The sequence below is a fragment of the Clavibacter rahimiani genome, from assembly GCF_052654495.1.
Window position 1 is genome coordinate 2,387,617 of record NZ_CP199790.1, and the last position, 19,733, is coordinate 2,407,349.

General features: G+C 76.4%; 14 protein-coding genes. 4 read left to right on the forward strand and 10 right to left on the reverse strand.

Annotated elements, in window-relative coordinates:
• Nucleotides 1–4: 4 nt before the first annotated feature.
• From ACT7CP_RS11315 to ACT7CP_RS11325, 3 genes are all read right to left on the reverse strand, one after another.
• On the reverse strand, nucleotides 5–1,036 hold the full coding sequence (locus tag ACT7CP_RS11315) for a 3-oxoacyl-ACP synthase III (RefSeq protein WP_307507179.1): 1,032 nt from the start codon (nucleotides 1,034–1,036) through the stop codon (nucleotides 5–7).
• Nucleotides 1,037–1,141: 105 nt separating this feature from the next.
• Nucleotides 1,142–2,287, reverse strand: coding sequence for a flavodoxin-dependent (E)-4-hydroxy-3-methylbut-2-enyl-diphosphate synthase (gene ispG, locus ACT7CP_RS11320; RefSeq protein ID WP_413963534.1), 1,146 nt, complete (start codon nucleotides 2,285–2,287; stop codon nucleotides 1,142–1,144).
• A 77-nt stretch (nucleotides 2,288–2,364) separates the two neighbouring features.
• Nucleotides 2,365–3,792, reverse strand: a complete 1,428-nt coding sequence (locus ACT7CP_RS11325) for a M50 family metallopeptidase (RefSeq protein WP_445442294.1) — start codon at nucleotides 3,790–3,792, stop codon at nucleotides 2,365–2,367.
• A 135-nt stretch (nucleotides 3,793–3,927) separates the two neighbouring features.
• On the opposite strand from ACT7CP_RS11325, the gene ACT7CP_RS11330 reads away from it, so the two are divergent.
• Complete coding sequence (locus ACT7CP_RS11330; RefSeq protein ID WP_445442295.1) at nucleotides 3,928–5,211, forward strand: serine/threonine-protein kinase; 1,284 nt, start codon at nucleotides 3,928–3,930, stop codon at nucleotides 5,209–5,211.
• Nucleotides 5,208–5,867, forward strand: a complete 660-nt coding sequence (locus ACT7CP_RS11335; RefSeq protein ID WP_445442296.1) for a hypothetical protein — start codon at nucleotides 5,208–5,210, stop codon at nucleotides 5,865–5,867. Before ACT7CP_RS11330 ends, ACT7CP_RS11335 begins: the two co-directional genes overlap by 4 nt.
• A 42-nt stretch (nucleotides 5,868–5,909) precedes the next feature.
• Here the strand turns inward: ACT7CP_RS11335 and dxr are convergent, their stop codons facing one another.
• The 3 genes from dxr to ACT7CP_RS11350 all read right to left on the reverse strand — a co-directional run bounded on the left by dxr (nucleotide 5,910) and on the right by ACT7CP_RS11350 (nucleotide 8,664).
• Complete coding sequence (gene dxr / locus ACT7CP_RS11340) at nucleotides 5,910–6,992, reverse strand: 1-deoxy-D-xylulose-5-phosphate reductoisomerase (RefSeq protein WP_413963538.1); 1,083 nt, start codon at nucleotides 6,990–6,992, stop codon at nucleotides 5,910–5,912.
• Between the two features lie 8 nt (nucleotides 6,993–7,000).
• Nucleotides 7,001–8,014, reverse strand: coding sequence for an FKBP-type peptidyl-prolyl cis-trans isomerase (locus ACT7CP_RS11345; RefSeq protein WP_445442297.1), 1,014 nt, complete (start codon nucleotides 8,012–8,014; stop codon nucleotides 7,001–7,003).
• Between the two features lie 164 nt (nucleotides 8,015–8,178).
• Nucleotides 8,179–8,664: an OsmC family protein gene (locus ACT7CP_RS11350; protein WP_445442298.1), complete on the reverse strand. Its 486-nt coding sequence runs from the start codon at nucleotides 8,662–8,664 to the stop codon at nucleotides 8,179–8,181.
• A gap of 71 nt (nucleotides 8,665–8,735) precedes the next feature.
• Between ACT7CP_RS11350 and gabT the strand changes: the two genes are divergently transcribed.
• Both gabT and ACT7CP_RS11360 read left to right on the forward strand, forming a co-directional pair.
• Nucleotides 8,736–10,154, forward strand: a complete 1,419-nt coding sequence (gabT, locus tag ACT7CP_RS11355) for a 4-aminobutyrate--2-oxoglutarate transaminase (RefSeq protein WP_445442299.1) — start codon at nucleotides 8,736–8,738, stop codon at nucleotides 10,152–10,154.
• On the forward strand, nucleotides 10,154–11,164 hold the full coding sequence (locus ACT7CP_RS11360) for an asparaginase (protein ID WP_445442300.1): 1,011 nt from the start codon (nucleotides 10,154–10,156) through the stop codon (nucleotides 11,162–11,164). The genes gabT and ACT7CP_RS11360 overlap by 1 nt, the downstream gene beginning before the upstream one ends.
• On the opposite strand, the gene ACT7CP_RS11365 is transcribed toward ACT7CP_RS11360, so the two are convergent.
• From ACT7CP_RS11365 to ACT7CP_RS11380, 4 genes are all read right to left on the reverse strand, one after another.
• Nucleotides 11,154–14,432: an FtsK/SpoIIIE domain-containing protein gene (locus ACT7CP_RS11365; protein WP_445442301.1), complete on the reverse strand. Its 3,279-nt coding sequence runs from the start codon at nucleotides 14,430–14,432 to the stop codon at nucleotides 11,154–11,156. The two genes, ACT7CP_RS11360 and ACT7CP_RS11365, sit on opposite strands and share 11 nt — an antisense overlap.
• A 90-nt stretch (nucleotides 14,433–14,522) precedes the next feature.
• Nucleotides 14,523–16,946, reverse strand: a complete 2,424-nt coding sequence (locus ACT7CP_RS11370; RefSeq protein WP_445442302.1) for a transglutaminase-like domain-containing protein — start codon at nucleotides 16,944–16,946, stop codon at nucleotides 14,523–14,525.
• Nucleotides 16,947–17,080: 134 nt separating this feature from the next.
• Nucleotides 17,081–18,604, reverse strand: coding sequence for a DUF58 domain-containing protein (locus tag ACT7CP_RS11375; RefSeq protein WP_445442303.1), 1,524 nt, complete (start codon nucleotides 18,602–18,604; stop codon nucleotides 17,081–17,083).
• Nucleotides 18,601–19,683, reverse strand: coding sequence for an AAA family ATPase (locus ACT7CP_RS11380; RefSeq protein WP_413963546.1), 1,083 nt, complete (start codon nucleotides 19,681–19,683; stop codon nucleotides 18,601–18,603). The genes ACT7CP_RS11375 and ACT7CP_RS11380 overlap by 4 nt, the downstream gene beginning before the upstream one ends.
• Nucleotides 19,684–19,733 lie beyond the last annotated feature (50 nt).

Sequence of the window (19,733 nt, forward strand, 5' to 3'; positions counted from 1 at the left end):
GCGGCTACCAGAGGATCTCGGTCATGGCCGTGTTGAGGCCGGAGCCCACGCCCATGCAGAGCACGCGGTCGCCGCGGCTGAGGCTGTCCGCCTGGTCGGCGAGCGTGATCGGGATGCTCGCGGGACCGACGTTGCCGTAGCGCGGGTAGGTCAGCGGCACGCGCGACTTGTCGAGCTTCGCCGCCTTGACGATGGCGTTCGTGTGCACGTCGGAGACCTGGTGGAGGATGTAGCGGTCCATGTCCGACCAGTCCCAGTCGTCCTGGGCGGCTTCCTTCCACGCGTCGACGACCAGCTCCATGCCGCCGCGGAGGAGCTCCTTCGTGTCGGTGAACATGCCGTCGACGTCGCCGATGCAGAGCTCGTGGTGCTGGGTGGCCGCGCGCGTGACGCCGCCGAGGATCCGGTGCCCCTCGGGGTGGTCGCTCGTGCGCCCCAGGACGGCGGCCGCGGCGCCGGCGCCGAGCGTGAGGCTGGGGAACTCGCTGAGGAAGTCGGCGCGGGTGGTCTCCGGGCGGAGCAGGCGCGCGACCGTGTTGTGGCGGATCTCGCCGGCGTCCTCGCCGTCGACGATCATCGCGTAGTCGATCTGGCCCGAGTCGATGAGGTGGCCCGCGAGCGTCATCGCGTTGACGAAGCCGAGGCAGGCGTTCGCGATGTCGAAGTTGAGCGCGGAGGACGGCAGCCCGAGGCCGTTGTGGATGCTCACCGCGACGCTCGGCTCGAGGTGCGCGCGCGTGACCGACGTGTTGATGAGCAGGCCGATCTGCGACGCGTCGACGCCCGCCTGCGCGAGCGCCTTCCGGCCCGCCTGGGTGGCGGCCGCGTCGAACGACATGCCGGCGTCCCAGTTGCGCCGCTCGAGCACGCCCGCGACCCGCTGCAGGAGTCCCGTGGGGAGGCGGAGGCGCGCGAGCACGGGCTTCAGCCGGTCGTCGATCTCGGCGGAGGTGACCGTGTGCGGGGCGAGGACGCTGGCGAGCCCCAGCAGGGAGGTGTTCCGATGCCGGAATGTGGCGTTACCGTTCAACAGCATCCTCAGTTCGTGGGGCGGTCCGCCGGGCGGACGACTAGCAGAGCCTACGCGCAGACGGCGCGCGCGGACGCACGCCGCCGGGCAGGCGGGTGGGGAAGGGGAGGGTCAGACCAGGATCTCGGGGCTGCCGATGGATCCGGCGGGCATCTCGGCGGCGAGGCGGTTGGCCTCCTCGATGAGGGTCTGGACGATCTCGGCCTCGGGCACGGTCTTGATGACCTCGCCCTTGACGAAGATCTGCCCGCGGCCGTTGCCGGACGCGACGCCGAGCTCGGCCTCGCGGGCCTCGCCGGGCCCGTTGACGACGCAGCCCATGACGGCGACGCGCAGCGGGACGTTGACGTGCTTGAGGCCCTCGGTGACCTGCTCGGCGAGCGAGTAGACGTCGACCTGGGCGCGGCCGCAGCTCGGGCAGGAGACGATCTCGAGCTTCCGCTCGCGGAGGTTGAGCGACTGCAGGATCTGCAGGCCCACCTTCACCTCCTCCGCGGGGGGCGCGGAGAGGGAGACGCGGATGGTGTCGCCGATGCCCTCGGAGAGCAGGATGCCGAACGCCGTGGCGCTCTTGATCGTGCCCTGGAACGCGGGACCTGCCTCGGTGACGCCGAGGTGCAGGGGCCAGTCGCCGCGCTCGGCGAGCTGGCGGTAGGCCTTGACCATGATCACCGGGTCGTTGTGCTTGACCGAGATCTTGAAGTCGTGGAAGTCGTGCTCCTCGAAGAGGCTCGCCTCCCAGACGGCGGACTCGACGAGCGCCTCCGGGGTGGCCTTGCCGTACTTCTGCAGGAGGCTCGGGTGGAGCGACCCGGCGTTGACGCCGATGCGGATGGAGACGCCCGCGTCCTTGGCGGCCTTCGCGATGGCACCCACCTGGTCGTCGAACTTCCGGATGTTGCCGGGGTTGACGCGCACGGCGCCGACGCCGGCGTCGATGGCCGTGAAGACGTAGCGGGGCTGGAAGTGGATGTCCGCGATGATCGGGATCTGGCTCTTCTTCGCCAGGATGTGCAGCACGTCCGCGTCGTCCTGGTGCGGCACCGCGACGCGCACGATGTCGCAGCCGGTGGCCGTGAGCTCGGCGATCTGCTGGAGCGTGGCGTTGATGTTGGTCGTCTGCGTGGTCGTCATCGACTGGACGCTGACCTGCGCGTCGCCGCCGACCTTCACCTTGCCGACGCTGATCTGACGGGTCTTCCGACGGGGCGCGAGGACCTCAGGGACCTTCGGCATTCCGAGATTGACTGCTGGCACGCATCAGAGCCTACGTCCGATTCCTGCGCGCCCGGTGCGTCGGGGGCGCGGAGGCCGGGTCGCCGCCGGGCGGCGGGTCAGGTGAGGCGGACCGGGTTCACGAGGTCGGCGAAGATCAGCAGCGCGCTCATGGCGCCGAAGAGGATCACGACCACGAACGTCAGCGGCATGAGCTTCGCGACGTCGACCGGGCCCGGGTCGCGGCGGCCGAAGACCTTCGCGAGGAAGCGGCGGACGCCCTCCACGACGGCGCCGAGCACGTGCCCGCCGTCGAGCGGCAGGAGCGGCAGGAGGTTGATCATGCCGAGGGCCACGTTGAGCGACGCGACCAGCCCGATCATGGCGGAGGCGCGCGAGGCGACCGGCGTCTCGTCGAGGCTCGCGATCTCGCCGGCGACGCGGCCGACGCCCACGACGCTCATGGGGCCGTTGGGGTCGCGCTCCCCGCCGCCGAAGGCCGCGCGGCCGACGTCCACGAGCCGCTGCGGGAGGTTCAGGATGAGGTTGCCGACGGCCGCCATGTTCTCGCCGGTAGTCGTGAACGCGGCGGAGAGCGGCTGCCGCTGCACGGCCTGCGTGGGGCTGAAGCCGATGAGGCCGACCTCGCGCGTGACCGGACGGCCCTGCTCATCGACCTCGGGGGCGCCACGCTGGCCGATGACGGCCTGCTCGGTGAGGACGGGCGTGATGGCGAGGGTCTGCCGTGCGCCGTCGCGCTCCACGACCACGTCGAGCTCCCGGCCGGCGGACACCCGCACGATGCCGGTGACCTGGTCCCACGCGGTGATCGGGGTGCCGTCGATGCTGACGACCGTGTCGCCGGGCTGGAGGCCGGCCGCGGCGCCGGGGGCGGCGGGCGCCCCTTCCGGGCACGTGGCGGCGTCGGCGGAGGACGTGGATCCGGCGGGCACGATGCACGCGTTCACCTGGCCGACGGTGGTGGTGGGCGTCGTGACGCCGAAGCCGCAGAGGACCACGGCGAACAGCAGGATCGCGAGGAGGAAGTTCATCACGGGGCCGCCGAGCATGATGACCATGCGCTTCGGCACGGACAGCTTGTAGAAGGCGCGGCCCTCCTCGTCGCCGATGCTCTCGGCGCTGGCCTGGCGGGCGTCCTGCACGAGGAGGTCGAAGAAGCCGCGGCCGGCGCGGTCGTCGGCGTCGGGGGCGGGCGCGGATCCGGCGTCGGGGGCAGACCCGCGGCGCGCGTCGGGGCCGACCAGCTGCGCGATGCCGGTGCTGCTCGTGCCGGCGCGCGAGCTCTGCGGCGGGAACATGCCGATCATGGAGATGTAGCCGCCGAGCGGGATGGCCTTCACGCCGTACTCGGTCTCGCCCTTGCGGCGGCTGAAGATGGTCGGCCCGAAGCCGATCATGTACTGCGTGACGCGCACGCCGAAGGCCTTCGCGGGCACCAGGTGCCCGACCTCGTGGAGGCCGATGGACACGGCGACGCCGACCACGATGATGAGCACCCCGAGGATGTAGAGGAAGACGCCGTCCATGGTGAAGGAGGCTACCTCCCGCACCCTGGGGGGACGCCGCCGTGGCGCGGATCGGGCGGGGCGGCCGGGCGGCGCGGCCGGGGCCGTGTGCGCGACCCCGGCTAGGCTGGTGATCCCGTGACGAGAGGTGCCCCCATGCCCGGAGAACGGTCCGACGGCCTCGCCGGCACGCTGCTGGCCGGCCGGTACCGCATCAGCGGCCTGCTCGGGCGCGGCGGCATGGCCACCGTGCACCGCGCCGTCGACGAGACGCTCGGCCGCGAGGTCGCCGTCAAGGTCTTCGCCACCGACTCCGCCGATCCGGCCGAGGTCGAGCGCCAGGAGGGCGAGGTGCGCATGCTCGCGGGCCTCAGCCACCCGGGCCTCGTGACGCTCTTCGACGTGGGCGACGACGTCGTCGCCGACCGCGTGCTCGCGTTCATCGTGATGGAGATCGTCGACGGCACCACCCTCGCCGACCGCATGAAGGAGGGGCCGCTGCCCGGGCCCGAGGTCGCGCGCATCGGCGGGATCCTCGCGGACGCGCTCGGCTACATCCACCGCCGTGGCGTCGTGCACCGCGACGTCAAGCCCGCCAACGTGCTGCTCGCGCGCCCCGAGGACGACGAGCCCGCCGCGGCGAAGCTCACGGACTTCGGCATCGCGCGCCTCGTGGACGGCACGCGCCTCACCTCCACCGGGTCGATCGTCGGCACGGTCAGCTACCTCAGCCCCGAGCAGGCGCTCGGCGAGTCCGTGGGCGCCCCGACCGACGTCTACGCGCTCGGCCTGGTGCTCCTCGAGTGCCTCACCGGCCGCCGCACCTTCCCGGGAACGGCCGCCGAGTCGACCATGGCGCGCGTCGTGCGCGACCCGGAGATCCCCGCCCGCCTCGGCGCGGCGTGGGTCGACCTCCTCACCCGCATGACGCGCCGCGACCCCGCCGCGCGACCCACCGCCCGCGAGGTCGCCGCGGAGCTGCGGACCGGGCGCGCGCCCCTGTCGAGCGTGGACGAGCCGACCGCGGAGTCCACGCGCGTGATGCCCGCGGCCGAGGTCGCCGGCTTCGGGGCCGGGGCGGCCGCCGCGGGGCTCGCGGGCGCCGCCGCCGCTCCCGTCGCGGATCCCGACGCCCGGACGGAGCGGCTCGCCGCCGCGCCGGCGACGTCGACCGCTCGGGCGGACGTGCCGACCGTGCGCACGGCGCCCGCCCCGCCGGCCGGACGCCCCGAGCGGGATCCGGACCGTGTCCCGGCGAAGCGCCGCGGCAGCCGCGCCCTCAGCATCGCGGTCGTCTCCGTGCTCATCGCGGCGGCCGCCGTGGTCGGCGTCGTGACCGTCACCTCGATGCGGGACGACGACACCTCGTACCCGGCCGTGCCCGGCCCCCTCGGTGCCAGCCTCGAGGAGCTGCAGAAGAGCGTGGAGGACGCCCCGTGATCCGCACATCCCCCCGCCGCGAGCCCGGCTCCCCCGCGCGCCGCACGCTCCGCGGCCGCGCCGCCGTCGGCCTCGCGACCACCACCGCCGCCCTCCTGCTGCTCGCCGGCTGCGCGGGCCCGTCCACCCCGGAGGACCGCGCGCTCGACGACCTGCAGCAGCGCACCCTGTCGGTGACGCAGTCCTCCGCCGACGGCGACTACGCCAAGGCGCTCGCGCAGCTCGAGGAGCTGCGCACGGCCGTCGAGGCCGACCTCGCCGACGGATCCATCGACAAGGCCCGACGGGACGAGGTCATCGCGCGCATCGACGCGGTGCGCGCGCAGCTCGAGGCCGCGCGCGACGCCGCGGGATCGACGCCGACGCCGACGCCCGCGCCGTCCGAGAGCGCCTCGCCGACGCCGGCTCCCACGCGCACCGCGACGCCGTCGCCCACGCCGACCCCGACGCCGACGCGCACCGCGACGCCCGCGCCCAGCCCGACCCCGAGCCCGGCACCGGGAGGCGACGACGACGGCGAGGGCGAGTCAGGGAACGGCGGCGGCAACGGCGGCACGGGGAACGGGAACTCCGGCAACGGCGGCTCGGGCAACGGCGGTTCCGGGAACGGGAACGGGAACTCGGGCAACGGGAACGGCGGATCGGGGAACGGCTGAGCCGTCCCGCCGACCTCGCGGGCGGCGATCCGAGCGGCCGGGTCAGACCCCCAGCACGCGGTCGGCCTCGGCGCGCGCCCAGCGCTCCGCCTCGGCCAGGGACTCGCGGGTGAGCGCGCCGGATGCCGGCTCGTGCGCGTCCACGACGCGGCGGATGGTGTCGACGATGTCGAGGAAGCCGGCGCGTCCCGCGTGGAACGCGTGCACGGCCTGCTCGTTCGCGGCGTTGTAGACGGCCGGGTACGTGGATCCGGCCCGGCCCACCTCCTTGGCGAGGAGTACCGCGGGGAAGGCCTCGTCGTCGAGCGGCTCGAAGGTCCAGGTCGCGGCGCGGGTCCAGTCGATGGGGACGCCCACGTCGGGCATCCGGTGCGGCCAGTCGAGCCCCAGCGCGATCGGCAGCCGCATGTCCGGCGGCGACGCCTGCGCGAGCGTGGAGCCGTCGATGAACTCGACCATCGAGTGGACGAGCGACTGCGGGTGCACGACCACGTCGATCCGGTCGTAGGGCACGTCGAAGAGCAGGTGCGCCTCGATGACCTCGAGGCCCTTGTTCACGAGGGTCGAGGAGTTCGTCGTGATGACGAGGCCCATGTCCCACGTGGGGTGCGCGAGCGCCTCGCGGGGCGTCACGTGCGCGAGCTCCGCGCGCGTGCGGCCGCGGAACGGCCCGCCGGAGGCCGTGACGACGAGGCGCCTGACCTCCTCGGCGGTGCCGCCGCGCAGGGCCTGCGCGATGGCGGAGTGCTCGGAGTCGACGGGCACGAGCTGGCCCGGCTTCGCGATCGACCGGACGAGCTCGCCGCCCACGATGAGCGACTCCTTGTTGGCGAGGGCGAGGGTGCGGCCCTCCTCGAGCGCCGCGAGCGTGGGGCCGAGCCCCACGGATCCGGTGATGCCGTTGAGCACCACGTCGGCGTCGACCGAGCGGATGAGCTGCTCGGCCTCGTCCGCGCCGAGCGCCGTGTGCTCGACGCCCGCGATCCTCGCCTGCTCGGCGAGCGCCTCGCGCTTGCTGCCGGCGCCGAGCCCGACCACCTCGAACCGCTCCGGATGGCGTGCGATGACCTCGAGGGCCTGCACGCCGATGGAGCCCGTGGATCCGAGGACGATGACGCGGCGCACGGCTGCTCCTACTGGCCCGCGGCGGCGGGCTGCGTGCCCAGGATGTCGACGACGAACACGATGGTGTCGGTGCCGCCGATGTCCTCGCCGGAACCCGCCTCGCCGTAGCCGTCGGCCGGCGGGATGATCGCGATGACCTGCGAGCCGACCTTCTGGCCGACGAGCGCCTTCGTGAAGCCGGGGATGACCTGCGAGGTGACGAACGTGGCGGACTGGCCGCGCTCCCAGCTGGAGTCGAAGACCTTCTTGGTGTTCCAGTTGATGCCGGTGTACTGCACGGTGACGCTCGCGCCGTCGGTGACCTCGTCGCCGTCGCCCGCCTTGAGGTTCGCGATGCGCGTCTCCGTCGGCGGGGCGGCGTCCGGGATCGTGATGGTCGGGGCGCCGTCGTCCGCCAGCGTGACCTCGGGGAAGCCCTCGGGCGCGGGCTGGTCGACGCCGTCGGCGCGGGTCGCGGCCTGGCTCAGGACGTCGACGACGATGACGATGGGGTCGTCGGCGCCGAGGCCGAGCTGCGTGGCCTGCTCGGCGGCGAAGCCGTCGGCCGCGGGCACGACCGCGACGACGCGCGAGCCGACCGTGGTGCACTCGACCGCGCGGACGACGCCGGGGACCAGCGCGCCGTCGTTCATGGTGGCGGGCAGCGGGGCCTCGGCGTTGTAGGCGAGCTGCGGGAGGGCCTCGCCGGTCGTGCCGTTGTAGCCGGCGAGCGCGATGTTCGCCGTGGCGCCGGCCGCGATCTCCGCGCCGTCGCCCTCGGTGACGACCGTGCGCTCGGTCGTGTCGACCGACAGCGGGCCGTCGACCGTGACCTCGGGGGCGGACCCGAAGTCGCCGGAGACCTTCACCGACTTCGACGCGTCGCCCGAGGGCGTGTCGATGCAGGAGGCGCCCGCGGTGCGCGCGCCGGCCGTCGGGCTCGCCGACGGGTCCGCGTCGGACGTGCCGCCGCTGGAGCAGGCGGACAGCGCCAGGATCGCGGCCGCGGCCAGGGTGAGGGGGATGCGTCGCTTCACGGTCATCGCTTTCATCGGCGCGCCGGACGCACCAGGTATGTGGGAGGGACCCGGACAGTCTGCCCGACGCGGCCGGGGGACGGCTGACAGGGGCGGCGTGCGGGGAGGGACGCGAGGGGTCGCGGGGGTCGCGCGGGCGTGCGGGAGCAGGTCGTCCGGACGCCGACGGATCAGGACGCGGCGGCCTCCGCGACGACGGTGCGCGGCTCGTGGTGCACGGGGAAGTTGACCGAGGACGCGATGAAGCAGCGCTCGGCGGCGCCCGCGTGCAGCGACGTGGCGAGCTCGACGTGGGCGGGGTCGCGCACCGTGACCACGGGGCGCAGCGTGACCTCGACGAAGTGCCCGCCGCCGCCGTCCGTCTGCCGCATGGTGCCCGTGGCCTCGTCGCGGTACCCGACCACGACGACGCCGGCCGTCGCGGCGGCGTGCAGGTAGCTGAGCAGGTGGCACTGGGCCAGCGCGGAGATGAGGGCGTCCTCGGGGTTCCACCGGTCGACGTCGCCCCGGAACGGGCGGTCCGCGGAGCCCAGCAGGTCGGGCTTGCCGTCGATGCGGACGACGTGGTCGCGGCCGTAGGAGCGGTGGTCGGACGTGCCGGATCCGCGGTCGCCCGTCCACTCGAGGGACAGGGCGTAGCGGTGCTCGATCTGCATGGGATCACGCTAGCCGTCGGGGCCGCGGCCCTCCCGGATCCGGCTGCCCGCGCGGGTAAACTCGCCGGATCATGACAGACACCCTGGACTCCGCCCTCGTCGGCACTCCTGCCGGCCCCGCCTCCGACTCCCCCGCCGCCCCGACCGGCCGCGACGCCCGCCCGCAGGTGCCGCAGGAGCGACGCATCGTGACGGAGATCCCCGGCCCGCTCTCCCGGGAGCTGCACGAGCGCCGGAAGCGCGTGGTGCCGCCCGGCGTCTCGTCGCTGCTGCCCGTCTACATCGCGCGCGCCCACGGCGCGGTCGTCGAGGACGTGGACGGCAACCGCTTCATCGACCTGGGCGCCGGCATCGGCGTCACCACGGTGGGCCACACGCGCCAGGAGGTCGTGGACGCGGCGACCGAGCAGCTCGGCGACGTGATCCACACGCTCTTCACCGTGACCCCGTACGAGGAGTACGTGCGCGTGGCGGAGCTGCTCGCGGAGCACACCCCGGGCACGCACGAGAAGCGCACCGTGCTCGTGAACTCGGGCGCGGAGGCCGTGGAGAACGGCGTGAAGATCGCGCGCAAGCACACGGGACGCCGCGCGGTGGCGGTGCTCGACCACGGCTACCACGGCCGCACCAACCTCACGATGGCGATGAACTACAAGGCCTCGCCCTACGGCACCGGCTTCGGCCCGTTCGCCGGCGACGTCTACCACGCGCCGAGCTCGTACCCGTATCACGACGGCCTCTCGGGCGCCGAGGCCGCGGCCCGCACCATCTCGTACCTCGAGAAGCGCATCGGCGCGACGGACCTGGCGTGCGTGGTCGCCGAGCCCATCCAGGGCGAGGGCGGCTTCATGGTGCCGGCCGACGGCTTCCTGCCGGCGCTGCAGGAGTGGTGCACGGCCAACGGCGTGGTCTTCATCGCGGACGAGATCCAGTCGGGCCTCGCACGCACGGGGCGCTTCTTCGCGAGCGAGCACCTGGGCCTCGTGCCCGACCTCGTGCTCACGGCCAAGGGCATCGCGGGCGGCCTGCCGCTCGCGGGCGTGACCGGCCGCGCCGAGATCATGGACTCCGCCCTCCCCGGCGGGCTCGGCGGCACGTTCGGCGGCAACCCCGTCGCGGCCGCGGCGGCCGTCGCCGTGTTCGAGGCGATCGAGGCGCACGGCCTGCTCGCCGAGGCCACGCGCATCGGCGACCACCTGCACCGCGCGCTCACCGCGCTGCAGGCGGAGCACGACATCATCGGCGACGTGCGCGGCATCGGCGCCATGACCGCCATCGAGCTCGTGCAGCCGGGCACCGGATCCACCACCAAGGAGCCGAACGCCGACGCGGTGGCGGCCATCGCGGCGTACTGCCACGCGCACGGCGTGATCATCCTCACGGCGGGCACGTACGGCAACGTCCTCCGCTTCCTGCCGAGCCTCGCGATCTCCGAGGAGCTGCTCGACGACGCCCTCGGCGTGATCGCCGACGCGTTCCGGGCGCTGTGATGGGGTCGACCGTCGAGACGATCCCCGTCCAGGGCGCCGTGGAGCTCGCGGTGCTCGACCGCAGCGGCTTCGTGGAGTCGCGCCACATCGGCGCCGCCGTGGTGCTCTCGCCCGCGGGCGAGGTGCTGCGCGAGGTCGGCGACGCCACCACGCCGGTGTTCCCGCGCTCGAGCATGAAGCCGTTCCAGGCGCTCGCGGTGCTGGCGAGCGGCGCGGAGCTGACCGAGGAGGAGCACGTGCTCGCCACGGCCAGCCACGCGGCGACCGCGCGGCACGTGGCCGTGGTGCGCGGGATCCTCGCGAAGGCCGGGCTCGACGAGTCCGCCCTCCGCTGCCCCGCCGACTGGCCGCTCGACCGGGCGGCGCGCGACGAGCTCGTGCGCGCCGGGATCCCGGCCTCGCCCGTCTACATGAACTGCTCCGGCAAGCACGCCGCGATGCTGCTCGCGTGCGTGGCCAACGACTGGTCGACCGACGACTACCTGCACCCGGACCACCCCCTGCAGGTCCGGATCCGCGACGTCGTGGAGCGGTTCACGGGCGAGCGGATCGCGACGACCGGCGTCGACGGCTGCGGCGCGCCCGTGCACGCGATGTCGCTGACGGCGCTCGCGCGCGGGATCCACCGCATCGCGACCTCCGCGCCCGGCTCGCCGTTCGCGCTGTACCGCCACGCGGCCGCCCTCACCGCGGCCGTGCGCGCCGAGGGCTGGGCCATCGACGGACCGGGCCGCGCGAACACCGTGGTGATCGAGCGGCTCGGGCTCTTCGCCAAGGGCGGGGCCGAGGGGATCATGATCATGACCGCGCCCGACGGCACGACCGTGGCGTCGAAGACGCTCGACGGGAGCCTGCGGGCATCCACGATCGTGGCGCTGGAGCTGCTCGCGCAGGCGGGGGCGATCTCGCGCGACGACGTGGAGCGCGTGCGCCCTGAGCTCGACCTCGTGGTGCTCGGCGGCGGCGTGCCCGTTGGCGAGATCCGGGTGTCGCCGGCGCTCATCGGCTGACCTCCGCGGGCGGCGCGGTGCCGGTGGGCTGCGCCGGCCCCGCCGGTGCCGGCGGCCAGGAGGCGCGGCGCACCGCGCCGTCCGGGGCGACCAGCCACGCGCGTCCGGGGAGGGGTGCGAGGGGCGGCGGCACCGCGCGGACCCGGAGCAGCGTGCGGACGTCGCGCGGGGCGCAGCCCTCCAGCACGACGCTGCCGGTTCGGCGGATCCCCGCGAGGAGCGGACCGCGGAGGAGCCAGCCGTCGGGGTCCGCGATCACGATGCGGGCCCTGCCGGATGCCGCTGCGGAGCCGGGACCCGTCGTGGCCGTGCCGCTATGACGCGCGGTGGGAGCGGGCGCGTCCGGCGTCCACCCGGGCGGGAGATCCGCCGCCTCGACGGCGTCGACGCCGCGCTCCCGCAGGCGCGCGACCGCGGCGACGGGCGACGGGGTGACGAGCGCGTGCACGACGGCGGCGTCGAGGACCACGCGCGGCGCCGGATCGCGCGCCTCCGCGGCGGTGCCGACGGGCGCGGGCGCGGGCGGCAGCGCCACCTGGATCCGCTCGCCCCGCCACTCCCCCGCGCCGGGTGCCGGGCGGGCCTCGAGGAGGCGGGCGTCGCCGCCCGCGAGCGCGTGCTCCTGCCGGGTGGGGAGCGCGAGGATCACGGGCGGACCCGACGCGGCGGCCACGGCCTGCAGCGGTCCGCTCGCGCGTCGGCCGGCGGCCGCGAGCGCCACCCCGGCGATCGGGCCCTCGCGGACGACGACGGCGACCAGCTCGAGCAGCGCGGCCTGGTGCTCGGGGTCCAGACGCGAGGCCGCGACGTCGAGGTCGTCCGCCAGCACGAGGAGCGGTTCGCGGGGGCCGGCGGGATCCCGGATGCGCGCGACCACGGCGCTCAGCCCGTCCCAGCAGCCCTCGGCGTCGGCGGGGACGGTCCGCACGCGCATGCCGGCGTCATCCGCCGAGGCGGCCAGCGTGCGCAGGAGGGTGCTGCGGCCGGACCCCAGGCCGCCGACGACGACCAGGTGCCCGTCGGTCGCGGGCCGCCAGACCGCGGTCGCCCGCCGCTGCTCCGCGGGCAGGTCGACGAGGGCGAACGGGAGCGACGGGACGGCGCCGGGTCCCGGGACGGGCCCGGCGCCGCAGCCGGTCGGCGGATGGGCGGCGTGCCCCGCGAGGTCGGCCAGCGGCACGACCGCGGGGAGCGGATCCAGCCACGGGCGTCGCACCGGGATCCGCGTCGCACGTGCGGCGGCGATGGCGGCGAGGTCGTCCGCGGTCGTGACCGCGACCTGGAACGGCCGCGCCGGAGAGCCGTGCGCTCCGACGAGGCAGCGGCCGGGAGGCGCGTCCTGGAGGCGCGCGGCCGCGGTCGTGCCGAGGAGCGCCCGGCTGTCGGCGTCGTTGTTGACGCGCAGCGAGAGGCGGAGGTCGCAGTTGGCGAGCACCGCGTCGCGCACGACGCCGGCCGGGCGCTGCGTGCAGAGCACGAGGTGCATGCCCAGCGATCGGCCCCGCGCGGCGATGTCGGCGACGACCTCGTGCAGGCCGTCCTGGTCGGCGAGCAGGGCGGCCAGCTCGTCGACGACGATGACGAGGCGCGGCAGGATCCCCGCAGCCGCCGCGTCGTCGACGTCGCGCGCTCCGGCCTCGCGCAGGGTCCGCTCGCGGTGCCTCACCTCGGCGCGGAGGCTCTCGAGCGCGCGTCGGGCGCCCTGGCCGTCGAGGTCGGTGACCAGGCCCACCGCGTGCGGCAGGACGAGCAGCGGATCGAAGGCCGCGCCGCCCTTGAAGTCGACGAGGAGGACGGTGACCTCCTCGGGCGGGTGCGCCGCGGCGAGCGCCGCCATCCACGTGACGAGCAGCTCGCTCTTGCCGCTGCCCGTCGTGCCCGCGACCACCGCGTGCGGGCCGTCGGCGACGAGGTCCACCGCGACGGGGCCCCCGTGCCCGACGCCGACGACGGCGGCGAGCGTGCCCGGGCGACCCGCGGGCTCGGCGAGGCACGGGAGGTCCGCGAACGGCACGCGGGACGGCAGGGGCGACCGAGCCGCCGCGAGGCCCCGGTCGCGGGCGAGCGCCGCGAGCTCGTCAGCGAGGCGCTCCGCCTCCGTGAGGGACACCAGCTCGGGCCGCACGAGGCCGGTGCGCGTGGTCCGCGCGGTCGGGTCGCCCTCCGGCTCGCCGGGGTGCGCGGAGGCGGGCGCATCGCCCGGCGGGAGGGCGACAGGCGGCGCGTCCGGGACGGGCACGGCTCCGGGACCGGGTGCGACCGCCGGGGCGTCCGGCGCGAGCTCGGCCACGAGGATCCGCGCGGCACCGGGACCTCGGACGTCGAGCACCGTGCGGCACGCGGCCGGGAGCGACTCGACCCGCGACGCCGCGGCCAGCACCACCTCGCGCGCGCCGAGCCGGAGCCGGATGACGGATGCGTCGGGCTCCCCCGGCATCCCGGCCTCCGCGCGGACGCCGTCCGCGGCGTGCGGGAGGCGCGCCAGCCAGTCCCACTCCGCGCCGGCCGGACGGGAGACGACGCGGAGGTCGTCGGGCGGGAGGGCGTGCACCAGCTGGACGAGGGCGGCCCGGAGCACGGGCGCGACGAGGGCGCGCGGGCCGCGCAGCCCGAGGCCGCCGGTGCCGGCGACGAGGACGGGGGCGTCGGGGACCCAGCCGACGAGATCCGCCCACCGGGCGGGCTCGGGCGCGCCGGACCCGCTCCGCCGACCGCCCGCACCCGCGGCGGAGGACCGGCGATCCGGGCGACGCGCACGCGGCAGGCCCCGCGAGCGGCGCATGAGCCGGCGTCGCGCGGACGCGGGCGCATCCGGCACCCGCGCCCGCGGATCCCCGCGCCACACCAGTCCGCTCGGGACCTCCCCGGTGCCGAGCGCGAGGACGGGCGCGGCGCCGTCCGCTCCCGGGTCCGCGCGCCAGAGGAGCGCGGGGTTGGCGCGCCCGTCGAGGATCTCGCGGGCCGACGGCGCGCGGGACCGCAGCACCGCGCGCACGGCCGCGACCCGCACCCGCACCTCGTCGTGCAGGCGCGCGGCCGCGTCGTGGGCCTCCCGGGCGGCGCGGCGGGCGGAGCGGCGGCCGGAGATGCGTTGATCCGCGACGCCCGCGACCGCGACCACGGGCCCGAGGGCCGCGAACAGCAGCGCGTACGGCGAGCGCGTGACGGCCCAGACCGCCGCGCTGACAACGAGCGGCGCCGCGACGCCGAGCACGGGGAACGGCGGGGGCGGGGCGGGCGGGGGCGATGGGGGCGGGGCGATGTCCACGGGCCGAGGACACCACGTCAGCCGCGCCGTCTCCCAGCCCGAGCCCCTGCCCGTGCATGGACGGCGGGGAGGCGGCCTGGGGAGGATCCGTCAGCCGCCCGGCTGACCCCGTCCGGCCGCAGCACCCGCGCGACCGCGAGCCCCACGGCCACCGCCGGTGCCCCGCGCGCGCCGCGCCCCCCGCAGCGACGCCAGCGACACGAGCGCCCGCAGCCGCTGCCGCCGGGTCCGCCCCGCGTCCATGCGCGCGGCCAGCTCGTCCACGCGGCGCCAGGCGGCGTCGGCGAGCGGATCCGGCACGTCGCCGGGCGCGAAGGCCGACTCGTCCGCCACGTCCGCGAGCCCCCGCGCGCCGCCGACCCCGGCGAGCCGCGCGACCTCGCGGCGGGTCGCGGCGACCGGCGGCACGAGGCCCCGGTCGAGCGCGCCGTCGCGGAACTCGTCCCATGCGCCGCCGACGCGGGTGCGCGCGTCCGCGGCCCCGCGTCGCCGGCGGCGCCGTCGGACCTTCGCGCCCACGACCGCGAGGAACGGCGACGCCGCGAGCCCCAGCGCCAGCAGCGACCAGCCCGCGACGCGCACGGCGGCGAGCAGGGCCTGGAGCGCGGGGTCCGCGTCGGGCCGGTCATCGCGGCTCGCGTCGGGCGGCGTGCGATCCTCGGGCTCGGCCTGCTCCTCGACGGGCGGCGGCAGCACGGTCTGCGGGCGGGCGACCTCGGTGGGCTCGTCGGGCAGGGCGTCGGGGACGTCGCGGACAGGCGGGTTCGGATCCACCGCGACCCAGCCGGAGGACGCCGTGTCGATCTCGATCCAGGCCGTGACGTCGGATCCGGTGATGGGCACCGGCCGCCCCTCCGCCTCGCGCACGGCGGCCTCGCCCGGCGCGAAGCCCATGACGACGCGCACCGGGAAGCCGAGCTCGTCGGCCATGAGCGCGGCCGCGACCGCGTACTGCTCGGCATCCCCGAGCATGGGGCGGGTGGTGAGGAGGTCCGCGATGCGCTCGGCCGAGTGGCCGGACCGGCTGAAGGGCGCGTCGCCGACGCCGTGGCTGACGTACCCGTCCGCGCGGAGGGCGGAGATCGCGGCGACGAGCTGCGCGCCGGGCGAGGCCGCGGTGCCGGCGCCGGCGCCCGAGCCGCCGGCGGTCGCGCCGTCGGGGGCGGCCGTGGACGCCGCGATGCGGGCCGCGACCTCGTCGGGCACGCCCGTGGGCCGGGGCGCGACGGCGTCGCCCGGGCGCTCGTCGGCGAGCGACTCGAGCGGCGGCGTCGAGGCGACCACGGCCTCGATCTCGTACGCGTCGCCCGCAGCCAGCCCGCCGATGACCGCGCCGGTGGCCGTCGCGTCGTCGTAGTAGAAGGAGTCGGCGAGGCGCCCGCCGTCGTCGCCCGCGAACCCGATGCGCTCGAGGCGGCCCGCGCCCGGCAGCCAGACGCCGCGGTAGGCGTCGATGACGACGTCGAGGGTCACGCCGTCGCCCGGGACGCCCGTCTGGTCGAGGCGGTACGGCACGCGCGCGAACGTGCCGGACGCCTGCCCGGTGCGGGACGCGTCGACGCTGCCGCGCGCGCCGCCCACGCCGTAGACGACGCCGTCGTAGGTGTCGAGCGCGGCGAGCCGGACGCGTCCGCCCGGCGGCAGGCCGGCGACGGTGAGGAGCGTGTCCCCCACGGCCGGCGCCTTCCAGTAGGTGCGGAACGACGAGAGCGGGCTGACCTGGGCCCGCGGGTCGAAGGGCTGCTCGACCGTCGATCGGAGGCCGGTGCGGGAGGCGTCCGGCGGGGCGGCGCTCGTGGCCGCGACGCCCGCGACGAGGGCGACCGCGAGGACGGCGACGGCCGATGCCCCGGCGCGCGTGCCCGAGCGCCGCCGGTCGGACGCGGACTCCACGGGGATCCCGGCCTGCCGGCCGAGGCGGCGGACCGCGCGGTGCCGGCGGCGCCAGCGGCAGCGGGCGATCCACAGCAGCGCGGTCGCGAGCCACGCCAGCGCGAGCGGCACGAGGAGGCCCGAGGCGTCGGGCGCGTCCGGACCCTGGCTGCGGTCGGGGCCGAGGGCGGCCGCGGCGACGAGGATCACGAGGGAGGGGATCACCGCGAGCTCCGGCCGGCGTGTGCGGAGCGCCACCGTCACGCCGACCACGGACCCGAGCAGCACGAGCGCGAACGCGGGCACGAGGAGGGCCTGGTAGTCGCCGACCGGGAGCGCGATCGTGAGCAGCCGGACGACCCCGAGGGACGCGCCCTCGACCAGCTCGCCGAGGCCCTCGAGCGTGGGACGCCAGCCGTCGACCGCGGCGGTCGGCACCGCGAGCGGCACCCCGAGCACGAGGAAGGCGAGGACCACGGCCCCGGAGACGACCGCGCTGCCCCAGCGGAGGCGGGCCCCCGCGACCGCGATGAGCGCGCCGACCGCGAGCGTGATCCCGGCCATGCGGACGAACGAGGCGTCGCGGTACACGGGCCAGAACGCCGCCGCGGCGAGCGCCGTGAGGACGGCGATCGCGAGCACGGGGACGAGGGTGCGGCCGGGGTCGCGGGCGCCGGCGGGGACGCGGGCACGGGCACGCGCACCGGCACGGCCACGGCCATCGGCACCGACGGGCCCGGCCGCGACGCCCGCCGCCCGGCGTCCGCCGCCGGCGCTCACGACGCGCTCCGCTGGAGGGCGCCGCGCAGGTCGTCGAGGTAGCCGACGGTGAGGACGCTGAGGTCGCCGAGGCGGCGGAGCCCGGCCTCGGCCTCGGGGTCGCAGACGACCGCGACCACCTGCACGCCGGGCGGGAAGCCGACGGCGGCTGAGCGGATCGCGGCGGGCGCGGCGCCGGTGCCGCAGACGAGGAAGACGACCGAGACGCCCGCGACCTCGTCGGCCGCGGCCCGCGCGAGCTCCCCGAGCGGTGCGGCGCGGTCGTCGGCGGCGATCTCGGCGAGGTCGTCGAGGAGGCGGTCGCGCGTCACGGTGGCGAGGCGGCGGAGGCGCCCGGAGCGGGAGGCGGCGGGCGCCGGGCGGCGGACGGTGCGCGCGAGGCCGGGCAGCGTGGGGACGGTCGGCAGGCGGCGGGCGCGCGGGCGGCCCGTGCGGTCGGCGCTGGCGACGACCGAGACGGTGCGCGCGTCGACGATGGCGCGCGCGCCCAGGGATCCGACGACGCTCACGGCCAGCTCGAACTCGGCGTCGGCGGTGGATCCGGGGCGCGCCGCCGCTCCCCCGGCGGCGACCGTCGTGCCGCCCGCGGGGATCCCGGCGTCGCCGCCCGAGCCGGACCCGCCGGCGGCGCCCGCACGCGCGTCCGCGCCCGCGCCGCCGGCCGCGCCGTCCCCGTCGTCCGCCGCGTCCCCGTAGTCCCCCGCGTGCAGCGACAGCGCCACCATGATGTGGCTCCGCCGGGTCTCCTCGAAGCGCCGCACCATGGGCACGCCCGTCTTCGCGGTGGAGCGCCAGTGGATGTGCCGCACGGCGTCGCCCGGCACGTACTCGCGGAGCGACTGGAAGGACACGTCGCTGTCGGTGAGGTCGCGCGTGGCGCGGCCCTCGAGGTCGCGGACGAAGCCCGTGCTCGTGCTCGGCATCGCGAGCGTGCGCGGGTGCACGAGGAGCCGGGTCGCGGCGGCCTCGGTCGACTCACGGCGCACCAGGCCGATCGGGTCGCCGCGGACGATGCGGGCGGGGCCGAGCGGGATCACGCCGCGCCGCGAGGTGGGCACGACGAAGACGTCCTCGTGGGAGTGGCCGTGCCCGAGGGACGGCACGTGGATCTCGGCGAGCCCGGATCCGACGGGCACCTCGACCGTGAGGCCCACGGCCCGACGCCGGAGCGGGTTGCGCACGGCGACCGTGGCGGGCGCGCGCTCCCCCGCCACCACCCGGTCGCGCGGGAGGCGCAGGGTCACCTCGACGCCCGAGGATCCGACGAGGTGCAGGAGCGCGACGACCCAGAGCGCGGCGGCGGTCCAGCCGACGGCCACGAGCTCGCGCCAGCCGAGCGCGTAGCCGGCCGCGCTCGCGAGGACGGCGACGACGGCGACGACGCGGCCGAGCGGCGTGACGACGCCGACGAGGCGCGCGATCGCGTTCCGGGGCGGGGCGGCGCCCGGCGCGGCGTCCGGGACCTCGGGGACGCCGGGACCGGGAGCATCGGCGGCGCCGCGCGTCCCGACCTCGGTCATCCGCCCGGCCGCGCGCCCGCGGCGCCGGAGCCGGAGGCGGACGCGGACGCGGACGCGGCACCGTCACCGGCCGCACGCGCGCCCGCCCCCGCGTCCCCCGCGAACGGCGCCCCCGCGTACCGGTCCCGCGGCGGCGCGGTCTCGATCAGGATCTGCGACAGCACGCTCGTGGGCGTGACCCCGTCGAACTCGGCCTCGGGATCCAGCAGCAGCCGGTGCGCGAGCACGGGCTCGGCGAGCGCCTTGACGTCGTCGGGCAGCACGTAGTGGCGGCCGTCGGCGGCGGCCCAGGTGCGGGCGGCGCGCACGAGCGCGAGGGCGCCGCGCACGCTCGCGCCGAGCCGCACCTCGGGCGCGGTGCGGGTCGCGTCGACGAGGCGCACCACGTAGTCGGCGACCGACGGGTCCACGTGCACGGTCCCCGCGCGCTCCTGCAGCGCGCGCACGGACGCGGCCGACGCGACCGGCGCGAGCGTCACGTCGTGGGCGCTCACGGCCGAGCCCTGCAGGATCCGCAGCATCGACTCGTGGTCGGGGTACCCGATGGAGGTGCGCAGCAGGAAGCGGTCGAGCTGCGCCTCGGGCAGCGCGTAGGTGCCGGCCTGCTCGATGGGGTTCTGGGTCGCGATGACCATGAACGGGTCGCCCACGTCGTACGGCGTGCCGTCGACCGTGACGCGGCCCTCCTCCATCACCTCGAGGAGCGCCGACTGGGTCTTCGGGCTCGCGCGGTTGATCTCGTCGGCCAGCACGATGCTCGCGAACACGGGCCCGCGGTGGAACTCGAACTCGCCCGTGCGCTGGTCGTAGACGCTGACGCCCGTGATGTCGCCGGGCAGCACGTCGGGCGTGAACTGCACGCGGCTGTGCGTGCCGTCGACCGTCTGCGCCATGGCGCGGGCGAGCGAGGTCTTCCCGGTGCCCGGCACGTCCTCGAGCAGCAGGTGCCCGCCCGTGACCATGGCCGTGAAGGCGAGGCGCACCACGTGCGACTTCCCGAGGAGCACCTGCTCGACGTTGCGGACGAGCCGGGCGAACTCGTCCTGGAAGGCGCGGGCCTCGTCGGCGGTCATCGTCATGGGGGCGTGCCTCTCGGGTGCGGCCGCGTGTTCCGGCACGAGGGCCGCGG